General features: G+C 33.8%; 23 protein-coding genes. All 23 read right to left on the bottom strand.

Annotated elements, in window-relative coordinates:
- Window positions 1-28: 28 nt before the first annotated feature.
- Window positions 29-1420: a lipopolysaccharide biosynthesis protein gene (locus tag Q5Y73_RS11495; protein WP_305992039.1), complete on the bottom strand. Its 1392-nt coding sequence runs from the start codon at window positions 1418-1420 to the stop codon at window positions 29-31.
- A complete protein-coding gene (locus tag Q5Y73_RS11500; RefSeq protein WP_305992040.1) occupies window positions 1417-2655 on the bottom strand; it encodes a hypothetical protein in 1239 nt (412 codons plus the stop codon). The genes Q5Y73_RS11495 and Q5Y73_RS11500 overlap by 4 nt, the downstream gene beginning before the upstream one ends.
- Window positions 2656-2682: 27 nt before the next feature.
- Window positions 2683-3714, bottom strand: coding sequence for a hypothetical protein (locus tag Q5Y73_RS11505; RefSeq protein WP_305992041.1), 1032 nt, complete (start codon window positions 3712-3714; stop codon window positions 2683-2685).
- Between the two features lie 15 nt (window positions 3715-3729).
- Window positions 3730-4947 carry a glycosyltransferase gene (locus Q5Y73_RS11510; protein ID WP_305992042.1) on the bottom strand — a complete coding sequence of 406 codons (1218 nt, stop codon included), beginning with the start codon at window positions 4945-4947 and terminating at the stop codon, window positions 3730-3732.
- A 7-nt stretch (window positions 4948-4954) separates the two neighbouring features.
- Window positions 4955-5860 carry an ATP-grasp fold amidoligase family protein gene (locus tag Q5Y73_RS11515; RefSeq protein ID WP_305992043.1) on the bottom strand — a complete coding sequence of 302 codons (906 nt, stop codon included), beginning with the start codon at window positions 5858-5860 and terminating at the stop codon, window positions 4955-4957.
- Between the two features lie 46 nt (window positions 5861-5906).
- Complete coding sequence (locus tag Q5Y73_RS11520) at window positions 5907-7013, bottom strand: glycosyltransferase family 4 protein (protein WP_305992044.1); 1107 nt, start codon at window positions 7011-7013, stop codon at window positions 5907-5909.
- Between the two features lie 38 nt (window positions 7014-7051).
- Window positions 7052-8632, bottom strand: coding sequence for an asparagine synthase-related protein (locus Q5Y73_RS11525; RefSeq protein ID WP_305992045.1), 1581 nt, complete (start codon window positions 8630-8632; stop codon window positions 7052-7054).
- An 18-nt stretch (window positions 8633-8650) separates the two neighbouring features.
- Window positions 8651-9565 (bottom strand): NAD(P)-dependent oxidoreductase, encoded by a 915-nt coding sequence (locus Q5Y73_RS11530; protein WP_305992046.1) that lies wholly within the window; start codon window positions 9563-9565, stop codon window positions 8651-8653.
- Between the two features lie 22 nt (window positions 9566-9587).
- Window positions 9588-10415, bottom strand: a complete 828-nt coding sequence (locus Q5Y73_RS11535) for an aldolase/citrate lyase family protein (protein WP_305992047.1) — start codon at window positions 10413-10415, stop codon at window positions 9588-9590.
- Window positions 10416-11075, bottom strand: a complete 660-nt coding sequence (locus tag Q5Y73_RS11540; protein WP_305992048.1) for a sugar transferase — start codon at window positions 11073-11075, stop codon at window positions 10416-10418. It lies immediately after the preceding gene.
- Window positions 11076-11455: 380 nt separating this feature from the next.
- Window positions 11456-11821 (bottom strand): type II secretion system protein, encoded by a 366-nt coding sequence (locus Q5Y73_RS11545; RefSeq protein WP_305992049.1) that lies wholly within the window; start codon window positions 11819-11821, stop codon window positions 11456-11458.
- A gap of 160 nt (window positions 11822-11981) precedes the next feature.
- On the bottom strand, window positions 11982-13796 hold the full coding sequence (locus Q5Y73_RS11550) for a polysaccharide biosynthesis protein (protein WP_305992050.1): 1815 nt from the start codon (window positions 13794-13796) through the stop codon (window positions 11982-11984).
- A 43-nt stretch (window positions 13797-13839) separates the two neighbouring features.
- On the bottom strand, window positions 13840-14730 hold the full coding sequence (gene galU / locus Q5Y73_RS11555; RefSeq protein ID WP_305992051.1) for a UTP--glucose-1-phosphate uridylyltransferase GalU: 891 nt from the start codon (window positions 14728-14730) through the stop codon (window positions 13840-13842).
- Window positions 14731-15003: 273 nt separating this feature from the next.
- Window positions 15004-15771, bottom strand: a complete 768-nt coding sequence (locus tag Q5Y73_RS11560) for a tyrosine-protein phosphatase (RefSeq protein ID WP_305992052.1) — start codon at window positions 15769-15771, stop codon at window positions 15004-15006.
- A gap of 321 nt (window positions 15772-16092) precedes the next feature.
- Window positions 16093-16833 carry a CpsD/CapB family tyrosine-protein kinase gene (locus Q5Y73_RS11565; RefSeq protein WP_371320195.1) on the bottom strand — a complete coding sequence of 247 codons (741 nt, stop codon included), beginning with the start codon at window positions 16831-16833 and terminating at the stop codon, window positions 16093-16095.
- Complete coding sequence (locus Q5Y73_RS11570) at window positions 16775-17518, bottom strand: YveK family protein (RefSeq protein WP_305992053.1); 744 nt, start codon at window positions 17516-17518, stop codon at window positions 16775-16777. The genes Q5Y73_RS11565 and Q5Y73_RS11570 overlap by 59 nt, the downstream gene beginning before the upstream one ends.
- 131 nt (window positions 17519-17649) lie before the next feature.
- Complete coding sequence (thiE, locus tag Q5Y73_RS11575; RefSeq protein ID WP_305992054.1) at window positions 17650-18330, bottom strand: thiamine phosphate synthase; 681 nt, start codon at window positions 18328-18330, stop codon at window positions 17650-17652.
- A complete protein-coding gene (thiD, locus tag Q5Y73_RS11580) occupies window positions 18323-19138 on the bottom strand; it encodes a bifunctional hydroxymethylpyrimidine kinase/phosphomethylpyrimidine kinase (protein WP_305992055.1) in 816 nt (271 codons plus the stop codon). Before thiD ends, thiE begins: the two co-directional genes overlap by 8 nt.
- Window positions 19139-19521: 383 nt before the next feature.
- Window positions 19522-20544 carry a thiazole biosynthesis adenylyltransferase ThiF gene (locus tag Q5Y73_RS11585; protein WP_305992056.1) on the bottom strand — a complete coding sequence of 341 codons (1023 nt, stop codon included), beginning with the start codon at window positions 20542-20544 and terminating at the stop codon, window positions 19522-19524.
- Complete coding sequence (locus Q5Y73_RS11590; RefSeq protein ID WP_305992057.1) at window positions 20541-21308, bottom strand: thiazole synthase; 768 nt, start codon at window positions 21306-21308, stop codon at window positions 20541-20543. Before Q5Y73_RS11590 ends, Q5Y73_RS11585 begins: the two co-directional genes overlap by 4 nt.
- A 1-nt stretch (window position 21309) precedes the next feature.
- Complete coding sequence (thiS, locus tag Q5Y73_RS11595) at window positions 21310-21513, bottom strand: sulfur carrier protein ThiS (protein ID WP_305992058.1); 204 nt, start codon at window positions 21511-21513, stop codon at window positions 21310-21312.
- 278 nt (window positions 21514-21791) lie between these two features.
- Complete coding sequence (gene thiO, locus Q5Y73_RS11600; protein ID WP_305992059.1) at window positions 21792-22901, bottom strand: glycine oxidase ThiO; 1110 nt, start codon at window positions 22899-22901, stop codon at window positions 21792-21794.
- A 26-nt stretch (window positions 22902-22927) separates the two neighbouring features.
- Complete coding sequence (gene tenI / locus Q5Y73_RS11605) at window positions 22928-23530, bottom strand: thiazole tautomerase TenI (RefSeq protein WP_305992060.1); 603 nt, start codon at window positions 23528-23530, stop codon at window positions 22928-22930.
- Window positions 23531-23533 lie beyond the last annotated feature (3 nt).

A 23533-nucleotide genomic window follows, 5' to 3' on the forward strand; every position in this document is an offset into this window, starting at 1 on the left:
AATCTATTAAACTAATTAAAGGGTATAATTAACCCGAATGAACAATACTATTTTTTTCCTCAGCAGACTCTATCCGCCTTCTCAGTAACTTTATAATTATAAATGGTTGTCCAAACACAGCTGGTATCATGATAATTATATTAACAATTATTATACTTACCCAATTATCCAAATAATTAGCAAGAATAAATGCAAAAGGAAACTTTGCCACTGCAGCTAAAGTGTTAAAGAATAATTGACTTTTCAATTCACCTATCCCGTTAGCAACACATGTAACTGAGATAATATACAACATAACAATAACAATAACAGCAAAGGCAATAGAAGTAGTATAATTCACTGTAATGGCCCTATCTCCTAACCAAACATTAACTATCTTTTGCATAAATAGAACTAATGTTAAGCTCCCTATACTACATACAAAAGCAAACACATTTAACAATTTATATGTCTTTAAAATCCATGCAAACTTCTCTTCTGCATATGCTTTTGTGATTGCAGACCATATCGGGTTAGTTATTAGTGAAAATATGGTCACAAACAAATAAAACAGCCTTTGATAAACTTGATACTCCACTACATATTCAGTTCCGTATAACCAAGTAATCAAAATTTCATTAGTTGAGCTGATTACCATAAAAGATATCTGAACCCCGAAGAACGCTCCTCCTAATTTTACTACTTCTAATGCGTACTCTTTTTGGTAATACTTAAGGTTGGGTCTAGCATCTTTCAATACTGTAGAAAATATAACTATCGTTGCTATTAAAAGTGGGATATTTACTGTTAATATATTTACTGTTGCGAGACTGATTAGATTATTAGAAATATCGTCACCATTAAATAGCAACACAAAAATTAATATTAATATACTTGATAAGAGTGTTAAAAAATTTGTTAAGGCAGTTTTTTGCAATGCATTTAGAATAGAGGCAATTAACTTTAAAAAGAATTGCATAACTATACCTGTAAACATTAACCTCATTGTCGTTACAAGTACATCATTAGATATTGTACTTTCTGGAATATTAAGTATTATATTCCAGTTACTTAACCCTATAAAGATATTTCCTATACATAAAATAACCAGCGATACAATACCTATAATTCCATATGCTGAGGAAATATATTTTTTTGCTTTAATATAATTATTTTCAACAAGTGCCTTTACAAGATTATTCCTTAGACCATTTCCTATTCCAAGATCAAAAGTAAGTATCCATGTTAAAATTGAGAGTAATGTAAACCAAAGACCTAATACTTCATGATTTGAAAAATATCGCATATATGCAGGCATAGTTAATAACATAACTATTATAGATGAACCTTTGACAATGTATGAACCCATGATATTGTTAAAAAGTTGCTTATTATCTACACTCAATCTAGCATATTTTTTAATTATATTTTCTACTATCATTTTATACTCCCTGTTAGATTGTTGCTTTTACTTATAAATGCTTCTTTTAAAAAGAAAAACATTATACAGTAGGTAACTACAATCGAAGTATGAGGTTCTTTGTTCAATATCATAAGAAATATCGAAATTATTATAATTTTACTTAAATTATTTTGATTCCTTAATTTCATAATTCCATATACCCAAAACAAGGTATATAGTACCCCCCAAAAGCCAAATGCAGCCAGAAAGTAAGTGCTCGTTGAAGTTTGATAAATATCAGTTAAACCACCATAAATATAATTAATGTTTCCAATTCCAGCACCAAAAATCGGATAAGATAAGAAAATACTAAGATTTGTAATTGGGGAATCTAAGCGATCAACATATGAACCTTCCTGATTTATTATTTTCCCAAATACATCTGGATTTAACGTCCATAAGTAATGCAGTATATTCCCCATATTTATATAAGCCAATAATGCGATTATAATAAATAAAGCACTAAAAAAATAACTCCTTCCAAATTTAGCATTTTTATTTAGTAATAGGAGGAGTATCATAGGCAAGAAAAAATATCCAGCAGTCGATTGCGTGCTTAATAACCCTAAAAATAAAATGAGTAAATTGAAGTAACTTATATTTTTTTTAAATGAAATTTCAAATATCATAGAGATAATAATAAAACTAGCAAAAAGACCAGGCTCCCAAAAGACCCCTGTATTTCTTAAGGTTGAAAATACAAAGACAAAAAAGAAAATACCATTATAATACGCAGCACCGTTTATGTTATATACTACAGGTAAATTAAAAGGTAGATTAAGATAATTTATCCATATATATATAATAAGGGAAATTATTACTATACACTTCATGGATAATGTAAAGTACTTAATAAAATCTTCAAATTTAATCAATCTTGCTAGACAAAAAGCAAATGTTAAAATTAATAACGTTTTTATATTAGTGCTAAAATATGGGAAGTTAAAGTTTACAATAAAAGATACAATTACCATTAGACATAATATAAGATATGAAAATGTGAATATATCAATTTTCAAGAAGACTTTTTGTTTCACCAGTAAAATTACTAACATAATAAACGTGGGTATAATTAGAACATACGCTCCTATGCTTGTTTCTACTGTTGACATCGCATACCCGCTTGTATAAATTATTATAAAAGCTAATAGTAATATTTCTATACTCTTTAATATATTATGGGTAGGACGAGTTCCATATTTAGTTTTAATCATATTATCCTCCCAAATCAAACCATTTATCTAGTTTGACAAACCAATTTTAGATTTAAGGTTTTTAATTCTATTTTTTAGTGTTTTTGTGAAACTTTCATATTTCCCAACCTTGAATAATGGCTTTAATAATCTAAAGAACTTGGAACCCACTCTAACATACAAAGGGTACAAAATTATATTACCTACTTTTTTCTCATATTCTTTATCAGCCATCACAACTTTAGGATGTTTTAGTGGGAATTTTATTGGAATAGAATCCATACCACAAAAGCGAGTTGTCATTGTGCTTTTAAATGAATTACCACCGTGTGTTGAAAAATTATCAACTCCAATATTCTTTATTAAGTTAGAACTAGGAGAAATACCATAAACACCGTTTATTCTTAACGAATATGCAATTTGAGAGTCCCAAGATGCTAAATTAAGTTGATTACGCAGTAAATAATGAGTTCTTTTAAAAGCATAAAGTTGTTGTCTATATAAGCTTTTGCTCTCGTATTGATCATAAAGCCTCTTATATAAATATTCGTCGTATAACAAATCCATTTCTCCATCGTACATGTCTAAAAATTTATCTGACCATGAGGCCCATCCACATGGCAATAAATGTTTTGTGAAAACATAACTAGATTTATCTTCTGGTTGGTAGTTTTCCAAATAGTTAGTACCGCATACCCATAAAACTCGCTTATCAGTTCTATACCTTTCAAGCATTTCTTTACAAAAATCAAAGAAAGTAACTTCTGGCAGGTTATCATCTTCTAAAAATATTGCTTCTTCTTCTTTACTAAACACCCATTTGGCTCCTAGTCCAATTCTGTCGTAGACACCTTGGTTAGTTTCTGCATAATATTTGACTATTTCACATTCCCAAGTGATATTCTCTTCAATAGTTTTTCTGCAATGTAACACTTCTTCTTTTTCTGTTTCATTCCTAGGACCATCTGAAATTATATATAGTTTTTTGGGCTTTACCTCCGCCAGCCTTTCTAAAATACGTAAAACAGTATCTACTCTTCGAAAGACAATGAGTACGACCGGTATATTAAATTGATTCATTTTCATCTACGCTCCTTAAATTAGACTGTTTAAAAAACAATTCAATTGATTCTGAAAGTGTTTGAAGTAAAATAAATTGTTCTCACGACAATGTAGCTTCATTTTGTTTATACTAACTCTATCTGTACGTAAAATCTCAATAATTTCCTTAAGGTTTTTCTCTTCATTATTTACACTTAAAAAGTAACCATTCTTCCCATCAACAATGTAGTCTTCTAAGTCACTTGTTTTAGTAGTAATAACTGGTGTACCAGAACTTATACTCTCTGAAACTTTAGTAGGAAAACCAGCTGAAGTATCTCTATTTACATCCCTAATTAATATTGTAAAATCAGAATTAATTACACTATTGACAACATAATCATTTGGCTTATGACCATGAAATATTATGCTCTCTCCAAGTTCTTCTACGTATTTTTTTTGCATAGGGATAGCCTCTAAATACTCATCTTTGGAAAAGCCATATATATTAAAGGTAAAATCACAACCACTCTTTTTTGCTCGATAGAACAATTTGATAGTTTTATCAATCCTATCTTTTAAGTTGTTAACATCTTTAACTTGTTTACCTCTTCTAAAGGGAATACCCGCATAAGTAATTATTTTTTTATCATTATTTAGAACTGCATTACTTGTAGGTCTACAATTTTCGGGAGATAATGGCGGTATTATCACAGTCTTACATCCGTATTTATTATAGTAATTTGATAAATACTTACTAATCGCAATTATTCCATCTGCTTTTTTATTTGCATAAGCTTTTTGGTAATTATTATCAAACCATTTGACAATATTAAATAAGGAATTATTAGTTTTAACTGTGAGCCAATCAACACAATCAGCTATTACTTTTATTTTTTGTTTTTTACAAAAGTCAATAAGTTTAGTATTAAAAAATGAGAGTCTAGGACTACCGTAATATATCACAAAGGATAGATTATCAATTATATATTGATCCCTAAGAAGACTTTCCAACTCATCAAATACTTTTCTATAATTCATCCAATCAATATTTTTATTGGGGTACGGAAAGTTGTAATATACAAAATTGTCATATACTTTTTTGGTAGATTCTAAAGATTGTGATTGGTCTATTTCTTTATCCATACCGATAAATATTACCTCATATCCAAGTTGATTTAGAAGTTTACCATTTGCATATACTCTTTTTCCAGCTGCATTCCCTACAGGAAATGAGAAATTACCTATATATAATACAATACTTTTTTTCATGACCTATTCACCTTAATTTCTTAGGAAGTACGAACTGCTCACCCAAAATAAAATCAAATTCATCAGGTATAAAACTTGTATAACCACCTGCATTGTAAAAAGTCAATTCCCCAAATATTATTTCTCCATCCAAGTTATAAAAATCAACACGTACATGAGGGAAATCTTCTGATAATTTTTCTGCAATCTCTACCATCTTTTTAAAGTTCTTAGGTTTTGGCAAATTCACAGTTATCTCACCATAATCATTTCTTCGATATGGCATTTTATTAAAGTCTGCATCATAAAAACCTAATTTACCGTTAGCATGATTATCAATATAATCAATCATTGTATATAAACAAAAAACTTTACCATTAAAGCAAAAGAATTTGTAATCAGGTAAATCATTATTTGAATCTCTTTCAAGTAATTTTTCAATTACTATTTTAGGCTTAATGTTATAATACCCCCACTCTCTGTATACAGTTCGCTTTTTGGGCCTTAGCCAAATTTCAAGTTGATTTTTAACTGCATCAATATCCATTGATGCTTTATCTTGTATAAAGATATTTGTACCAGATCCATCATTGACCTTAATTGCAAAAGATGAAGGAAGAGAATCGAAATCAATTTCATCGACATTTTCATAAACCCCATACAAATCATTTAGAATATTAGAATACCCTTTTGATGTCACATAGTCCCTAACCTCAAACTTATCGGAACATTTAGTTATTAGTGGGTCATGGTAGTTTAACTTGTACCATTGTAATTTTTCAGTATATCTTTTAGGACTAATTAAATTTGGCATCCTTCCTGTTTTTATCCTATATATTAATTTAATCATCGCATTGTCAGGAAGGAAATTAAATAAACGCATAATTTTAAATCTCATAGATTGGTCTTTTATTACCTTTTTATAAAACTCCATTAAAAATCTCCTTATCTATGGTTGCTTTACTTCAATTTAGGTTCTATTACATAATTCCCATTATTTCAAGCATCTGTTTATTAACAATATTTACATCATATTTATCTTTACACAGACGCATACTATTTCCCCCCATGTTTTTTACCACTGTAGGGTTTTCAATAGTATATTTCATCTTCTGGGCTAGACTTTCATAGTCATGCGGCTGAACTAAAAAGCCATTATATCCATCAATAACCGCATCACGACAACCTGGCCAATCAGTTGTAATTACCGGACGTCCCATCGCCATTGCTTCTAATATTGTGCGAGGTAGCCCCTCTCTGTAATAAGTAGGCAAAACAAAAACTCTTGCTTTTTCTAAAAATGGAATAACATCTTTAGTCTCTCCTGGAAATTCAATTGACCCATCTAAAATATAAGGTTCTAAATCTTCAGGTTTAATAGCACCTAGTGATTTATCATATCCACCTAATAAAATAAACCTTGCTTCTGGAAACTCTTTTTTCACAAGTCTTGCTGCTTTTGCAAATTCAAATACACCTTTTTCTTTTATAATTCTGGCTATCATTAAAAAAACAGGCTTCTCTGGTAACTCATTAGATAGAAATCTAGACAAATTAACACCAGAACCATTCACATGGGTTGCTTTATCTTCTGTAAGATATTTCATGTCTACAAATTGCTTTAGATCGTCCCTATTTTGAAAAATCACTTTGTTACAACCTTTAAAAGCTCGTTTATATAATTTCCCTGTAATTAACTTTAATAGGCTCGCTTTAAAACTTTTAGAAGCATACACACGTCCCAAACCGGTAACCATTGGATAAATCCCCTTTACTCCGGCTCTTTTCGCTGCTAAACTGCCATAAATAACTGGTTTAATAGTATAACTAAAAACTAGATCTGGTTTTTCAAATAAAATAATGCTCTTAATTTCTTTGTAGTAATGTAAGTCGCCTAATATACTTGTATTATCTTTAATAAATGAGACTTCTTTAAACTCTACTCCCAATTCAAGAACATCTTCTAAATAATTTTTGTCGGGGCCAATTGCTATAACTTCATGTCTTTTGGCTATGATTTCTTTAATAAGGTCTCCCCTAAAATTAAACAACGTTTTATTTTTTGGTGAAATCACCATTACTTTCATTGAATTTCATCCTTTGTGATTGTTGATTTTATTTATTATTAAAATAAAGAATTCAGTTCAAAAAATATTCTTTCTAGCAAAATCCTTTTTTTATTTTTCATCGCATTATTATTGCTTATGTTCATTTCAAAAAGTTTTGGATTTAAATCTCGGATTATTGTTTGTTGCAACTTATCGGATATTCTATCTTCTAAAGGGAATCTAAGATACATTTCTAAAAGCTTTCTATTATTATATATAATTGTAGTTTCGTGGGAGATATCAAAACTTTGTATAGCTAGGGCACCCCAAGCAGGCATACGGTTCTCCCAATAAAACATATCTGATTCATCGAACCCTTTTGGAAAATCACCAAAACTTGTAACATCAATAAAATGCATGAATGAATTATCCATAAACTTCAAAATATCTCTCTGAAAAAAGTTCCGTTTAGAAAGATTACTCATGTTTCTTGGAGTCAGAGGATAACGAAATCTTTTTTTACCAAGTTTTTTATAGTAAAAAGCTCTGCCAACTTCTGATACATTCGACCTAATCTCCATTTTAATGTTAGTATGATTAGCAAAATAGGCTCTTTTTCTAGCATCCTGATTGTCTTTTCTTCTAATGTAAGCTTGATTGTGATCCATAATGCTAGCCACTATATTAAAGTCTCTAATCATAGAATTTTCCTGAGGAATTTCATATATTGTATGTTCCAATCCTAAGTTTGAACAGATTTCACTTGCAGCTGTAGCATCCTTACTTTCAGCTTCAGAAGATATATAACTAAAGTACTTTAGTTTTCCATAACAGTCATTGGCTGCCGCAAGAGTCATCTTACTATCTACACCGCCAGTTAGTGAAATACTACAATCCCATTTTTCCGTACATAATTTAATACTATTTTTTAATACATCTTCAATATTAGATTTAGTACCCAAATCAGCTGGAGACAAAGCTAATTTAGGATAAAAACGTTCTACAAGCAAATTATTCAAGTTTAAGGTGGTATTAGGTGAAAGCATCGTTAATTCACTAAATGGAGAATTTAGTCCACACAATTGAGTTATTCCTATTTTGTAAAATGAGGCTTTTGTATAATTTTGAATTTCATTTGACATGCTCAACCCACAAATATCTGCCACTAGTTGACCATGTGACGAAAGATAAAGTTCTTCGTTTACTTTCCCGTAATACAGAGGCATCATACCACAACCATCTTGTAAAACTATAATTTCATCTTTACTACTTAACATAATTAAATGTGATCCAGTTAACTCACTAACTTTCTCAAAAAATGCATTTCTACTTTTTTTATATGAATCAATGCAATCTTTAATGATTTCACTCTCTTGATACTTCATATCAAATGGATTATATGCATGTCCTATTAAAGCAATAGATATATCGTCTTCTTTATGAGAGTAGCATTGTTGCCAATTGTGTAAGTAGATATTTAAATTCACTTTATTGGTTTCATTACAGAATTCAAACTTATCCCATTTACCATAAAACGGATATCCTGAATTATAGCCTAATTCTTTTGTTGTTATTATATAACCCCTACAAAATAACATCTCTTTATATTTCGGATATTCTTCCAATAAGCTCATTAAATAATGATCCTTGTTACTCATACCTTTTACCCCCATAAATTAGCTATTGAGTTCACTATAATCTCCAAGATTTTTTAATATTAGCCTAAATATTCTTTCACCTACTCTATCTGACACAAATGAATTATGAGGTGTAACAATTACTCTATCAAATTTCCATAATTGATTTTCAGCCCGCAATGGCTCCTCTATAAATACATCAAGAGCAACTCCAAGAAATTTATCGTTATTAAGAGCCTCTATTAAAGAGAACTCATCTATTATGCCACCTCTAGAAACATTAATAAGAACACCGTTATCTTTCATTTTTCTAATCTTTTGAGTGTTAATTAAACAACTTGTTTCATTTGTCAGAGGAAGAGTCAAGATTATAATGTCACTCTTTTCTAGTACTTTATCTAATTGATCTATTAAGTAGAACTCATCAATATATTGAGATTTTGTTTTACGCCTACCCACACCAACAACTTTTACATCGAATGCCTTAAGTCTTTTAGCAACCTCTGATCCTACATCGCCAAATCCAATAATGGTAGCAGTTTTACTTGTTAACTCAAGTAAATCCCGTTGTTTTTCCCATTTATGTTCACGCTGAGCATCATAAAACATCCTACTCTTTTTATAGATTTCTAAAATCTTAAGTACAATCCACTCAGCCATTGGAACACTATACACTCCTTTGGCATTAAAAAGTTTTATACCTTGATCCTTAATATAATCGAGCGGTACTCTATCTAGGCCAGCACTAGTTAGTTGTATGAATTTCAAATTCTTGAACTTTTTGATGTCATTGTATAGGAATAGCCCATTACAAACTACAGCGTCAATATCTGAAACATCCACCTGTAGAGGAACCCTCTCATCCTGAATAAATAGAATCTCATATCCAAGTAACTTTAAACTACCTAGCTGCTCTTCACTATATTTAAATGCCCCGGTAAGTAATAGCTTCATATTTTACATCCCTTTTTACTAACTAATATTTCGTAATGGTATAGACAATCTCCATGACTTTACCCTTAACAAACTCTTGGTTTTCTGCAAAGAAACTTTTATCTTTCCACATTAATTGATCTTCAAAGTCTCTTAACTCATTTATCCCGATTTTAAAAATATCTTCAATCAAACCAAAATCAGTACTTTTTTTAGTATTACAAAAACTCCTAGATAAAATGGCCATGTTAGAGCCTAAACGATAATGCTCTGCAATAATATTCTCTGCAGGAAGAGTTCCTTGGCCAAGTTGTGCTATCCCCCCAAAACCAAAAAGGATTCCTCTAGACTCAAACTTTTTACAGAGCATTTCAACTGTTCCATCTACCAAAAGTTCAAACATAAACTTCTTATTATAACTAAGGTGTAGATCATTTAATCCGATATGAATGTAATCAATGCCTTGAACAGTTAGAATAGAGTCTATATTTTTAACCGCCTCCGAAGTTTCACACAAAAGACAAACCTTCACTCGACCATTTACATAATTAACAAAAAGCTCAACTTCTTCTTTTGTCTTAAAAAACGGGAGCATTACGATGTCTGCTCCGTCTTTGATCACTTTATCTATCTCTTTTTTTGACCCTTCATATATAGGATTTACTCGAACTAGCAATCTAGAATTGGTTAGTACCTTTTTTATTTTTTTAACATCTTCTATACTATGTCTGGATATGACTGTATCTAAATGGCCTTGCCGTGCGTCTTTCCCATTAATCTCAAGATCAATAAAAATCCAATCTACCCCACTATTTTCCGCTATCTTGGCTATTTCTTCTTGGTTTGTAATATACATCAATTTTAAAGCCATTTAGTTTTTCCTTCTTTCTTCAATGGTTGCTGCAACTTCAGATTCCTGTCCTTTGCCTGTTGCTTTCTTAGCAGTTTCACCAACATTGACATTATCCTGCATTGCTAAAACCCTGATTATGGTTCTGAAAAATATCTTTAAATCAAAACCAATTGAAAGGTTCTCAACATATTCAACATCATACTTAATCCTTTTATCCCAAGGAACCTCTTTCCGTCCGTTTACCTGTGCCCATCCTGTCACACCTGGTCTAACATTGAATCTTCTTTTTTGTAACTCTGTATATTCTTCAATAGGCCAAGGATGGTATGTTAAAGTAGGCCGAGGTCCAATAATCGACATATCACCTTTAATAATGTTTACAAACTGAGGGAATTCATCGATGCTTGTCTTTCTAATGAATTTACCAACTTTAGTAACCCTGGCATCACCTTTAGTTTCGTAAACTCCGCTTTTTTCTGCCCCTACGCACATTGAACGAAACTTATATATTTTGAATACTTTTCCATTTAATCCAAGGCGTTCTTGCTGAAAAATTACTGGCCCTTTTGATTCCAGTTTAATTGCGATAGCTACTATTAACAAAATAGGCGAAAGTATTGTCAGTCCAACCAGAGATAAAACAATATCCAATAACCTCTTAACCATTTTATAAATCATAATTAGTTCAAAACTCCTCTACTCTAATTTATTTTCAACATAATTAAACTCTATTTTTTAAAACTATACTTTAGTAGATTAGGACTTAATTGGAATCTGTTATACTTCTATTCCACACCAACTTCTAAACCACTAAATTTGTTATCTACTTTTAATAGCCACCTCGTAATATCTATTCAATCTACCAAACAAATACGAAATAGATATTCACTTTAAAATGACCCTAAACCAAGTTTCTTCCTATTGTATATACCATTCAATCAATCTATAAATCTCACTAAAAACGTCTCATATCCTTATCCCGCGATGTTTCTAGCACTCAATCTAACTACGATACTCAGTTCCATATGTGTATTCAAACTATTTTAACTTTTTTATCATCAAAGATGGGGCACACCATCTTCACCACCTCCAGAATCTTGATCCAAATGCTCACTACAAACCACTTCCCCATTTAAGTAAGCATACACATCCTCATGTGGACACATCTTTAACTCATAGTTGACAAGAAACTGGCTAAACAACATTTCAGAGTGTTCAAAATGTTCTGTCTGCAATTGCTTTGTATATTTACTCTCAAACTCATGCCTACTATACTCACATACACTCTCTGCAGTCTGTTGCAAGAGATCAGTTATTTTAGGTACAGAAATAGCTGCCAAAACACCTAATATAACAACAATCATTAATAACTCAATTAGTGTTATTCCGTCCTGTTTATAAATCAATCTGTGAACCTTAATCATTCAGAATCCTCTCTCCTTCTGAAAGATAAAGCATGTTTATATAGATGTTTGGTGTTTTGAACAATCATATATCTCTCAAAACATAACCCCCCCCAGCCCCAAACAAAAAAGTCTACCCACGAACACCCAAGGGGCTGGAGCACCAAAACTAATCTACCACCTAACTATTCACAACCAACTTCTCTTCCCTAATCCGTCCATGAGCAACATCCAACAATGTTAGTCTCAACTCATCCACTGGCAGATTATCAAGCCCATTAATAAACCTGTACAAAAACTCCCCATCCATAGCTGTCGCCTTCCCTATATGGATCTTAGGAAACACCTGTTTATGATGAACTTCGTTTTCATTCAACAACTCTTCATATAATTTCTCTCCTGGACGAACGCCAGAAAATTCAATTCCTATTTCCTCAACAGAACAACCAGAAAGTTCTATTAAGTTCTTAGCTAAATCTACTATTTTTACTGGATCACCCATGTCCAACACAAAAATTTCCCCACCTCTTGCCAATGAGCCTGCTTGAATGACAAGTCTTGAAGCTTCTGGAATCGTCATGAAATACCGTTCCATGTCAGGATGTGTTACTGTAACAGGGCCACCAGCTTTAATTTGTTTTTTAAATAAAGGAATGACACTACCTCGACTTCCTAAAACATTCCCAAATCGAACCGCTACAAATCTAGTATTACTAATTGTATCCATGTGCTGAACTACCATCTCAGCAATACGTTTTGTTGCTCCCATCACACTTGTTGGATTCACAGCTTTATCTGTGGACACCATGACAAATGTGTTTACTTTGGCATAATTAGCTGCTTCAGCAACATTTTTCGTCCCTATCACATTATTTTTCACAGCTTCTTCAGGATTTCGTTCCATTAGAGGAACATGTTTATGTGCAGCTGCATGATAAACTATGCTTGGTTTATGTTTTAACAGAATTGCAAACATTTTTTCTTTATCCTGCACATCCGCAATTTCAGTGATGAAATCGATTGTATTATATGTATTGAGTAATTCTTGTTCGATGGTATAAATACTATTTTCACCATGACCAAGCAGTACTACTTTTGCAGGTTTATATTTTGAAATTTGACGACAAATCTCAGAACCAATCGACCCACCTGCGCCGGTTACTAATATGGTTTGGTTTTGGATCTTATCTAATAAATTTCCATCATCCAGCTTCACCGGTTCTCTTCCTAATAAATCCTCTATTCTCACATCTCTAAAGTCATTTACGGACACCTTCCCTAACACTAAATCTTCAATTAGAGGAAGGATTTGAGTTTTTGCACTGGTTTTATTACTTTCTTTTACAATTTTATTTAATTCTTTTTTATTAAGAGATGGTATAGCGATCACAATATTTTTAATGTCAAATTCTATTACTAATTTCTCTATATCCCTTACTCCACCAAGCACGGGTATACCCATAATCTCCAACTGTTGTTTATGGCAATCGTCATCAATGAAAGCTACTGGATAAAGCTTGGATTGTTTATTATTTTTCAATTGTCTTGCTATCATTGTACCAGCAGAACCCGCACCAATGATTAGTGTACGTTCTCCTTGGTTTTCTACTTTCAAATAAGTGTCTCTGTACAATCGCCAAATAAATCTCGATCCACCGATAAACATCATCTGCAGCATCCAGGTAATCACAAGGGCTCTTACATAAATATCTTGATAAAACAAAAACTGTACTACTGCAGTCATCAATACAGCATAGCTAACTATTTTCGATATTGATACTAATTCCCCAATACTTGCATATTCCCACACTCTTCTGTAAAGCTTATAATATGCAGCCAAAGCATGATGTCCTAATAACAACGTTAGAGAACTAATAAGTAAAAAGGGTGTAAAATAATATTTTGTACTTAATACTAAATGACTTAAATAAATCGCAGTAAATACAAACAACGAGTCCAATAATATTAGGAGTAATAATCGTTTTCGGTACGTCACAAACGAACCTCCTATCTTTTTATTTTTTTATTTTTTTATTTTTTTATTTTTTAACTTTATTTTCATTTTGAATTTCATTCATGAAGGATAAAAGCTTGGATTTCAACTCATCATCCTGCATCGCAAATTCTATCATGGTCTGAATAAACCCTAATTTCTCTCCAACGTCATATCTTTTTCCTTCAAAATCATGAGCAAATACTCTTTGGATTTCGTTCAGTTTAGAGATTGCATCTGTTAACTGAATCTCACCACCTGCACCAACATTCTGTTCTTCTAAAAACATAAATATTTCTGGTGTTAAAACATATCTTCCCATGATGGCAAGATTTGATGGTGCTGTGCCTTGTTTTGGTTTTTCTACAAAACTACTAACTTGATAACGTCGATCAACTTGTTCTAAAGGTTCGACGATCCCATAACGGTGTGTATCTTCATCAGATACTTGTTGAACTCCAATAATTGGAGCTAATGTTTTTTCATATTCATTAATCAACTGACGGAGACAAGGAACAGCAGATTGAACAATATCGTCACCTAATAGAACAGCAAATGGTTCGTCTCCAATAAATGTTCTAGCACACCATATTGCATGCCCCAATCCTTTTGGTTCTTTTTGTCGAATATAATGGATATTTGCTAAATTTGAAGATTGCTGTACTTTTTCAAGCAGATCCTCTTTTCCCTTTTCCTTTAGATTTTGTTCAAGTTCAAAAGCATGGTCAAAATGATCCTCAATCGCACGTTTTCCTTTTCCTGTTACAATCATAATATCCTCAATGCCCGAAGCTACTGCTTCCTCTACTATGTATTGAATGGTTGGTTTATCTACAATGGGCAACATCTCTTTAGGCATCGCTTTTGTTGCAGGTAAAAAACGTGTACCTAATCCAGCAGCAGGTATAATCGCTTTTTTTACCTTTTTTGTAGTCATTTCTCTTCTCTCCTCCATGCTTTTTAATTAAAGAATCTAATAATAAAATCCCTAACTATAGACTCTCTCCCATAAAAATCTATAGCCAGAAGTTTTATTTAATCATGGGCATCTAACCCACCCTCACATCACACTATTGACGACTAGCGTCTAAGGCATAGAATAATACCCACAATGTGACCGAGTACCTCCATTGATAACGGTAAGGAGGTGTCACCACAAGCAACATATTGTTTAAACTAAAAAAGAATAGAGTTTGTTCTATTCCATTCACTAAAAAATACCAAATATCTTTTTTCTTTTAATTCGTTGTGGTTCTTGATAATGAATCATTTTCCCATCTATTAAACGTTGCGAATTATCTAGAAGTAAATCTCTCCAGTTCGATCCAAACTCTTGATTTATGTATTCACAAGCTTCTTTTAAGTAAAATCCCCTTCGTGTAACATGATGGACATCAGAAGCAATAAAATGAGTTTGGTGATTTTCAATTAATTGGTTTGAGAATTTTTGAATTTTTTTGCCGAACTTTCCAATCACACTTGCAGCGGTGACTTGTGTTAGCGCTCCATTCTTCACCAGCTTATAAAGTATTTCTGGATGTTCGATCAACTCTTGATTTCTTTCAGGATGGACAATAATCGGTTTTAATCCAATTAACTGCATATCAAATAGTAATTGGTTTGTATACCGTGGAACGTGGTTCGAGGGAAGCTCCACAAATATGTATTTGTCATCGTCGTTTAAGGTTAATAGTTCGCCTTGCTTAACATCTTGTACCATTTCTCCGTAAATACGAGTTTCTTGCCCAGGACATATTTCTAGCTGTATATTTTCTAAATCCAACTCTTCGTTTAGACGTTCTACTGCTGTTAATATCTCTTCTCTTGAATTGTAATAAGAGCCATTGCGATGATGTGGGGTTGCAATCATTTTCGTAATACCTTGTTTCACAGCTTCTTTAGCAAGCTGCTTGCTCTCTTCTAGGTCTTTTGCCCCATCATCTAGTCCAGGTAAGATATGACTATGTAAATCTATCATTTTTTCCACCACCTTAAACCTAGGAACTTATATTTTTAGAAATAATATACAAATAAAAACGAGAAAATAGTCGAATAGAATCATATTCTGTCCTATTTTAGCATGTTTTTCAAAAATTGAGAATAGAAAATAGTGCTAAATTACTAAATCGTCAATATTTAAAAATTTTCTTAAAATACTCTTTTTACTAGATTTAAAATATATTCCCTAAATACATATTAGAATTTGTTTGTGAAGACACTGTGAAATCAAGAAAAAATAAAATAGGTGTTCAAAAGCAAATGAAACACCTATTAATTAAACCAAGTAAATTTAGTTGTATTAACTTCCATAATAGTAATAATACCCTTGTTTCTTAGAAGTTTTCTTCTGATTTAAGACGGTTCCTAATATTTTCGTATTCGCTTGTTGGAGTAGTTCCTTGGATTTCTGAGCAGCTTCAACTTCCGTTTTCCCACTCTGTACAACTAAGATTACTCCATCACTTAAATTCCCTAATATTTGTGCATCTGTGACTGCCAAAACTGGAGGACTGTCAAACAGCACGATATCATAATTTTGCTTTGCCTCTTTTACAAATTGCTTCATTGCATTAGAGCCTAACATCTCTGCAGGATTAGGGGGGATAGGTCCACTTGTAATGACTGATAAATGTTCATTATCGGTTTTACTAATAACCCCGTTCATAGCAGCTTGACCAGCTAAAACATTGGTTAAACCATAAGTATTCAATAATTGAAAAGTATAGTGCATCGTTGGCTTACGAAGGTCTGCATCTACTAACAATACTTTTTTGCCTTGCTGTGCAAACACAATCGCTAAATTAGCTGTTGTTGTTGATTTTCCCTCTGATGGTGTTGAGGAAGTAACCACGATAGATTTAATATCCTGATCTACTGCTGCAAACTGGATGTTCGTACGAATCGTTCTATATTGCTCTGAAATTGGAGATTTTGGATTAGTTAATGTTACTAAACTACGTTGACTGGATTGATTTTGTTTTTTACGATTCAATCGTAACACTCCCAACCGGTTGATTTTGCTGGCTAGAAACAAAAGCATTTTCTTCTTGTTCTTTGATTTGACTTATAGAGCCTAATACAGGCAGCTCTAATAATTTCTCTACATCTTGTTCTGTTTTTACTGTATTGTCTAAATACTCTAATAAAAATGAAAGCCCTACCCCTGACATTAATCCTACTACAATGGCAATAGCGATATTCAAAGTAGGATTTGGTTTTATTGGTGATGGTTTTTCAGAAACGGTTGCTTCTGCTAAAACACTCACATTATCCACGTTCATTAGTGCTACAATCTCGGTTTTAAATACTCTAGCTATCGTATTTGCTATTTCTGCTGCTAGTGTTGGATTTGCATCTTGCACAATAATCGAAACCACTTGTGAATTATTTTCAGGTTTAACGTTTATTTGACTACTCAAAACTCCAGAGGAGCGATTCAATTCTAATTCTTCAATTACAATATCCAATATAGCTGGACTTTTAATGATGACACTATATGTACTGATTAATTCTGTATTCGTTCGAATATCGTTAATATCAAATCCACTAATCTCTGATTCAGAGTTATTCACTAATATTTGAGTGGATGACTGATAAATTGGAGTTAAAACAAATAAACTCACTAGAGCACTGATCAGTGCTGCAATAATCGTAATCGATAAAATTAACCAAATTCTTTTTTTTACAATCTCGTAATTTTCCTTTAAGCTAATCGTTTCTTCCATTACTTTCCTCCTGATAATAACCCTACAATGGTATGAATAAATGTATTATAGCATAATTCGTCAAAATTTTTATAAATATTCATGCACAATTATATGGTGAATGTTGTAAAGCATGCCAGAATATACGGTTACTATTTATTTGGAAAAGATTCATCAATAGTCTCAATTAGCTTATTTACAACTGCTCTAGGTTGACTTGATGCACTAATTGCGGAAATAACAGCAACACCGTCAGCTCCTGCTGTTATCACTGGTTTTAAGTTAGTTTGGTTGATTCCTCCTATGCCAACAATGGGGATATTAATACTATTTTGTCGAAGATGTCGAATCATGTTTGGCCCAGTCACTTCACTCGCATCTAACTTAGTTTTGGTTTCATACATAGGACCAACGCCTATATAATTTGTACCTAAGTTCACTGCTTCTTTCGCCTCAGCTAAATTATGGGTAGAAACTCCTAAAATTTTATTACCTACTAACTTTCTTATTTCAGATATATTTCCGTCCTCTTGACCAATATGTATTCCGTCTGCATCCAATTCAAGTGCCAGGTTTATATCATCATTGACTATAAATGGGATGTTATTTTGTTTACAAAAGGATTGAAGTTTTTTTCCAAGTTGGAGTTTTTCGTAACCTTCTAAGGCTCCATCACCTTTTTCACGATACTGAAAAATGGTAATCCCACCTTCTATCGCTTCTGACAAAACTTCGACAGGATCTTTTTTGCAGTTGACGCTGCCCATAACTAAATATAGTTTTAAATGTTGTTTCATTAATTGAGGCGTAATATTTTGAAATAGATTAGACATTATGATTTACTCCTACTGTTCTATGTGCAGCATGATTTAAAGGTCCATGACCGCTTCCAATTTGCATTGAATTTACAATAGACATATGGACAAATCTTTGTGCAATACCTACAGCATCTATTATTGTTTTTCCCTTTGCAACTTGACTAGCCACCGCGGCAGCAAAAGTGCAACCTGTTCCATGTGTATTGTTTGTATGGATTCTTTTACTTTTGTATGTTGTAAACTCTGTGCCATCAAATAAAAGGTCAACAACTTGGTCGGAATTTAGATCATGCCCACCTTTAATCACAACATTTTGAGCACCTAATTGATGTAATAACTTTGCCGCTTCTTGTCGATCTTCCATAGACTGAATCGTTTTTCCTGTTAAAGCTTCCGCCTCAGGTATGTTTGGAGTAATGACTTTGCTAAGTGGGATTAACTTCTCTCTCATCGTTTTTACAGCCTCTTCTTGTAATAAAGAAGCACCACCTTTTGCTATCATTACTGGATCAACAACAACATTATCCCACTGATATTGTTGTATTTTGTCACAAACAAGCTGAATCATCTCACTATTAAACAACATGCCTGTTTTCACAGCATCTGCTCCAATATCCGTTCCAATAGAATCAATTTGATTAGCAACCGCTTCTAGTGATAAAGGATATACCCCTTGCACCCCTAACGTATTTTGAGCCGTAATCGCAGTAATAGCAGACATACCAAACACTTCAAGCTCTTGAAACGTTTTGAGGTCAGCTTGAATACCTGCCCCTCCACCACTATCCGAACCTGCAATGGTTAAAACTTTGATTGGTTTCATGTTCGTGCTCCTTTCTAATATAAAAGATTTAAAAATAAAAACTTTGTTAGCATAGTCAGGTTAAGTGTTTGTTCTTATTCCTTCCACTTGCAAAAGGCGCAAAAGTCAGTCACAAGAACAAATCACTTTTTGATGTTTTAAATAATTTCATATGAGTAAATCACACTTTTAGAAGTCTATAAGTTCAAAGAATAGAACATCCTTGAAAAACAATGCAGCATATTTATTTGAAGATAATCTCACTCTCCTCCACTTGCATAAACCGCAAAAGTCGTCAGAGGAACAACTAATAAAAATCTACATTGTTTTAGCTTCCATATACTTTTAATTTAACTCCGAAAAAAAGACCCCAAACCTGGAGCCTTCAAACCTTTAACAATTGTCTATCCCAAATATCGATGATACAAACTCTTAGCCTCAGCAATATCCTTAGTCCCATGAACAAGCACACGCCCATCCTGAAAAATAACCATTCGATGCTCATCATTGATACTAAAGTTCACCAAAAAAGGATTTTGATCCACTTTTCCACCTTGATTCTGCAAGGTTTCAGCCAACTGCTCTAAGTTTATCTCCTTAGGCTCTGGTGGACGAATCTGCACAGTATCTCTTCCACATAAAACAGCCGTTTTCGTATGGCTGCCCGCGGACAGATAAGGATAAGTTGGTTCTGATCCACACGATTTGCATGATTCCTTCTTAGCTTTACTCACATTTATCGCTGTATGTTGGTTTTTCCACAAGTCAAAGGATACCAACTTATTTCTTAAAGCCTCGTCATCCTCAACTAAAATCTTTAACGCTTCTGTCACCTGATAAGCCACAACCATCTGAACCGCAGGACTGATAATTCCCACCGTATCACAGGTTGCTCCACCTAAAGGAACCGTTTCTAACAAACAATTTAAACAAGGCGTTTTCCCGGGAAATATAGTGTAAGATAACCCGTAGCTACCTACACATGCCCCATAAATCCAAGGAATTTGATGTTTTTGAGATATATCATTCACTAAAAGACGTGTATCAAAATTATCCGTTGCATCTAAAATTAAATCTACACCTTCAACTAACAGTTCAATTTCTTCAGTAGTAACATCCATCACATGTGCCACAACGTCCACTTCAGAATTGATTTCTTTAAGTCGTTTTTCCGCTGCGATAGCCTTAGGCATTCGATTTGTTGCATCTGCTTCATGGTACAACTGCTGTCTTTGCAAGTTGCTCCATTCCACATAATCTCTATCTACAATGGTCAGTTTACCAATACCTGCTCTTACTAACGCTTCAGCATTTCCTGTCCCTAATGCTCCTGCGCCAATCAAAAGCACATGTTTCTGGGAGATTAGTTCCTGCCCTTTTTCTCCGATAGGTGCAAATAACGTTTGTCTTGAATATCTGTCACTCAAACAGTGCTCAATCCTTCCATTGGGCTGCTGGCTGTTGCATAACGTTTTTTCGGGATGCGTCCAGCTTCATATCCTAAACGACCCGCTTCGATCGCTAGCTTCATTGCCTGCGCCATTTTTACTGGATCCTTCGCTCCAGATACTGCTGTATTTAATAATACACCATCCGCACCCATTTCCATTGCAATCGCAGCATCAGATGGAGTTCCGATGCCTGCATCTACAATGACAGGTACAGTGGATTGCTCAATGATAAAGCTTAAATTTAATGGGTTGATGATCCCTTGTCCTGATCCAATTGGTGAAGCACCTGGCATAATGGCATGTACACCTAAGTCTTGTAATCTTTTTGCTAATAAAACATCATCAGATGTGTATGGCAGTACAATAAAACCTTCTGCCAATAATTCTTCTGTTGCTTTTAGTGTTTCCACTGGATCTGGTAATAATGTTTTTGGATCACCAATGACTTCCACTTTGATCATATCACATAGACCTGAAGCTTTTGCTAGTTTTGCGATACGCACAGCTTCTTCTGCTGTGGATGCACCTGCTGTGTTTGGTAATAATTTATATTTTTCTACTTCAATCTTCTCTAAAAAGTTTGGTTGACTTGGTTCAAAAATGTTCATTCTTCTTACCGAAAACGTTAAAATTTCAGTTTCTGAAACGTCTACGGCTTGTTTCTGAATATCAAAATCAGGGTATTTTCCTGTCCCTAACATAAGTCTAGAATGAAATGAATAAGGTCCAATGTTTAACAAATTAACCGCCTCCTACAAAATGTACAATTTCAATACGATCCCCATCAGTGACTGTGGTTAACGCATGATTTTCTTTTTCTAAAATATGTTTGTTTAATTCAACAATGACTACTTTATCCTGCAATTGAAAGTGTGTAAGCAACTCCGTAACAGAATCTACTGAGTTTGGCACTTCAACGCTTTCTCCATTAATATGTAGCTTCAATCCTATCACCTCAGTTGATTTGAATAAATATCTTACTACTAACAGCGAAATGAACTTGAAGCATGTTCTCCTAACTCAACAACATTGAGTATTGATATACTTCAGTGAATAAAATGGAAGTGAAAGGGGATACCGGAAGAGTGAAACGCTCGCCTTTAAAATCGTAAATGTACATTAAACACCTTATTCTAATTTACGATTTTAACAGCGACTGGAGGTACCCCTTTCACTGGAATGTGCTTCCAGCCACCCTTTGTCTTGTTCTAAATAGATCATCTTTACCGTTGAATGCGAAACGGAGTAAGATCCACATCATCATACGGTTTCTTTTCTACTAAATCTGCGATAATTTCACCAGTAATTGGACTTAAAAGAATCCCATTACGATAGTGACCTGTTGCAACGAACAACCCCTGCCAATCCGGATGTTCACCAAGATAGGGAACACCGTCAGCCGTTTGCGGACGAATCCCTGCCCACGTTTTTTCCCATTCGGCTTCAACAATACCCGGCATTAACCTCTTTGCTTTTTCTAATAAACTAGCAATGCCATCCACGGAAACCTTGCGATCATACGTATTCTCTTTCATGGTAGCTCCAACGATAAGGCGACCACCTTTTTTAGGGACTAAATAACAGCCATGTGAGAAGATAGTAGATTCTAAAATGGGTTTTTCAAAAACAACAGAAAAACACTCCCCTTTTACGGGGTAATCCGTGGATTCAATACCAGTTTCCCGCAGCAATCGCTTGCTCCATGCACCTGTGGTTACAATAACATGCTCACTATGTAAATCCCCTCGATCTGTTTTCACACCTTGTACTTTCCCATTTTCTAATATAAAGGATGAGGCTTCAGTGTATTCTTGAATTGTAGCTCCAAGCTGTGCAGCTGATTTTGCTAAAGCAATGGACAACTCTGGTGCCAATACATGCCCGTCATTCGGAAGATATAATCCTCCAAGAGCAACCTCAGATAAAGCTCTTTCCTTTTTACGAAGTTGTTCTCCTGTATACCATTCTACTTGCTCCCCTGCTTCACGCTGGAATGAAATCATTTGCTGATATTCCTTCACCTGCTCCTCAGTTACAGCAATTTTAAACATGCCTTTATTCGTTAAAGCAATGTCTATGCCACTAAGCTCCTTTAACTCCTCAGCTAGTTTCGGAAACATATTGCGGCTTTTTCTAGAAAGATCAAATAAAGAACCTGCTTCAGTCATTTCTGCTTGAGCCGCTAACATGCCAGCAGCCGCTTGTGATGCTTGGGACGCGAGTCGCTCTTTTTCTAAAAGAATGACCTTCAAACCTCGTTTTGCCAAACTGTAAGCAACAGAGCTGCCAATGACCCCTCCGCCTACTACAATGGCATCATAATTTTTCCCCATGTTTTCCCTCTCCATCTCTCCGGTATTCACTTCAACAAATGATGATATTGCCTCACTGCCTCAAGAGGATTCTCTGCTTCCAATAATCCTGACATGACCGCAATCCCTGAAGCGCCGGCATTCAAAACTTCCTTAATGTTAGAAGGTTTAATTCCTCCGATCGCAATCACGGGAATTTGCAGCTTTTGTGTTATAACCTCAAGTTCTCTCAATCCTCTTCCTGGCAATCCAGGTTTTGAATCCGTCTCATAAACATGACCATAAAAAACATAATCCACTTGTTTTTGTTCCATGGACAATGCCTCCTCCAAGGAGTGGACAGAACATCCAATACGAATATTAGGAAAGGTTCGTTTAACTAATTGTGCATCAAGGCTATGATATGCCAACTGAACACTGGATACACGACTGACAACAGCTACATCAACTCGATCATTGATCACGATTTTTGAAAGCGGAACCCCTTGTTCCTCTAGTAAGGTTACACCTGACATAAGCTCTCTAGCACTCTTTTGTTTTTCTCGAATATGAATCGCAGTTACGTAGGAATGGATCTGTCCTGCAATTTCAGCAAAACGTTGTAAAGATAATTTCCCATTAGAAATCAAATGCAATTGTCGATCAAGCACAAA

Source organism: Chengkuizengella axinellae (assembly GCF_030730905.1).
Taxonomy (GTDB): Bacteria; Bacillota; Bacilli; order Paenibacillales; family KCTC-33759; genus Chengkuizengella; species Chengkuizengella axinellae.

Excerpts from the sequence above, each read along its gene's own strand:
- thiD (WP_305992055.1), bottom strand. The coding sequence starts at position 19,138 with ATGAAACCAATCAAAGTTTTAACCATTGCAGGTTCGGATAGTGGTGGA.
- Q5Y73_RS11515 (WP_305992043.1), bottom strand. The coding sequence starts at position 5,860 with ATGGAGTTTTATAAAAAGGTAATAAAAGACCAATCTATGAGATTTAAA.
- Q5Y73_RS11525 (WP_305992045.1), bottom strand. The coding sequence starts at position 8,632 with ATGAGTAACAAGGATCATTATTTAATGAGCTTATTGGAAGAATATCCG.
- Q5Y73_RS11505 (WP_305992041.1), bottom strand. The coding sequence starts at position 3,714 with ATGAATCAATTTAATATACCGGTCGTACTCATTGTCTTTCGAAGAGTA.
- Q5Y73_RS11510 (WP_305992042.1), bottom strand. The coding sequence starts at position 4,947 with ATGAAAAAAAGTATTGTATTATATATAGGTAATTTCTCATTTCCTGTA.
- Q5Y73_RS11545 (WP_305992049.1), bottom strand. The coding sequence starts at position 11,821 with ATGATTAAGGTTCACAGATTGATTTATAAACAGGACGGAATAACACTA.
- thiO (WP_305992059.1), bottom strand. The coding sequence starts at position 22,901 with ATGGGGAAAAATTATGATGCCATTGTAGTAGGCGGAGGGGTCATTGGC.
- Q5Y73_RS11495 (WP_305992039.1), bottom strand. The coding sequence starts at position 1,420 with ATGATAGTAGAAAATATAATTAAAAAATATGCTAGATTGAGTGTAGAT.
- Q5Y73_RS11530 (WP_305992046.1), bottom strand. The coding sequence starts at position 9,565 with ATGAAGCTATTACTTACCGGGGCATTTAAATATAGTGAAGAGCAGCTA.
- Q5Y73_RS11500 (WP_305992040.1), bottom strand. The coding sequence starts at position 2,655 with ATGATTAAAACTAAATATGGAACTCGTCCTACCCATAATATATTAAAG.
- galU (WP_305992051.1), bottom strand. The coding sequence starts at position 14,730 with ATGACTACAAAAAAGGTAAAAAAAGCGATTATACCTGCTGCTGGATTA.
- Q5Y73_RS11565 (WP_371320195.1), bottom strand. The coding sequence starts at position 16,833 with ATGCTTTTGTTTCTAGCCAGCAAAATCAACCGGTTGGGAGTGTTACGA.
- Q5Y73_RS11540 (WP_305992048.1), bottom strand. The coding sequence starts at position 11,075 with ATGATTTATAAAATGGTTAAGAGGTTATTGGATATTGTTTTATCTCTG.
- Q5Y73_RS11520 (WP_305992044.1), bottom strand. The coding sequence starts at position 7,013 with ATGAAAGTAATGGTGATTTCACCAAAAAATAAAACGTTGTTTAATTTT.
- Q5Y73_RS11570 (WP_305992053.1), bottom strand. The coding sequence starts at position 17,518 with ATGGAAGAAACGATTAGCTTAAAGGAAAATTACGAGATTGTAAAAAAA.
- Q5Y73_RS11560 (WP_305992052.1), bottom strand. The coding sequence starts at position 15,771 with ATGATAGATTTACATAGTCATATCTTACCTGGACTAGATGATGGGGCA.
- thiE (WP_305992054.1), bottom strand. The coding sequence starts at position 18,330 with ATGTCTAATCTATTTCAAAATATTACGCCTCAATTAATGAAACAACAT.
- Q5Y73_RS11535 (WP_305992047.1), bottom strand. The coding sequence starts at position 10,415 with ATGGCTTTAAAATTGATGTATATTACAAACCAAGAAGAAATAGCCAAG.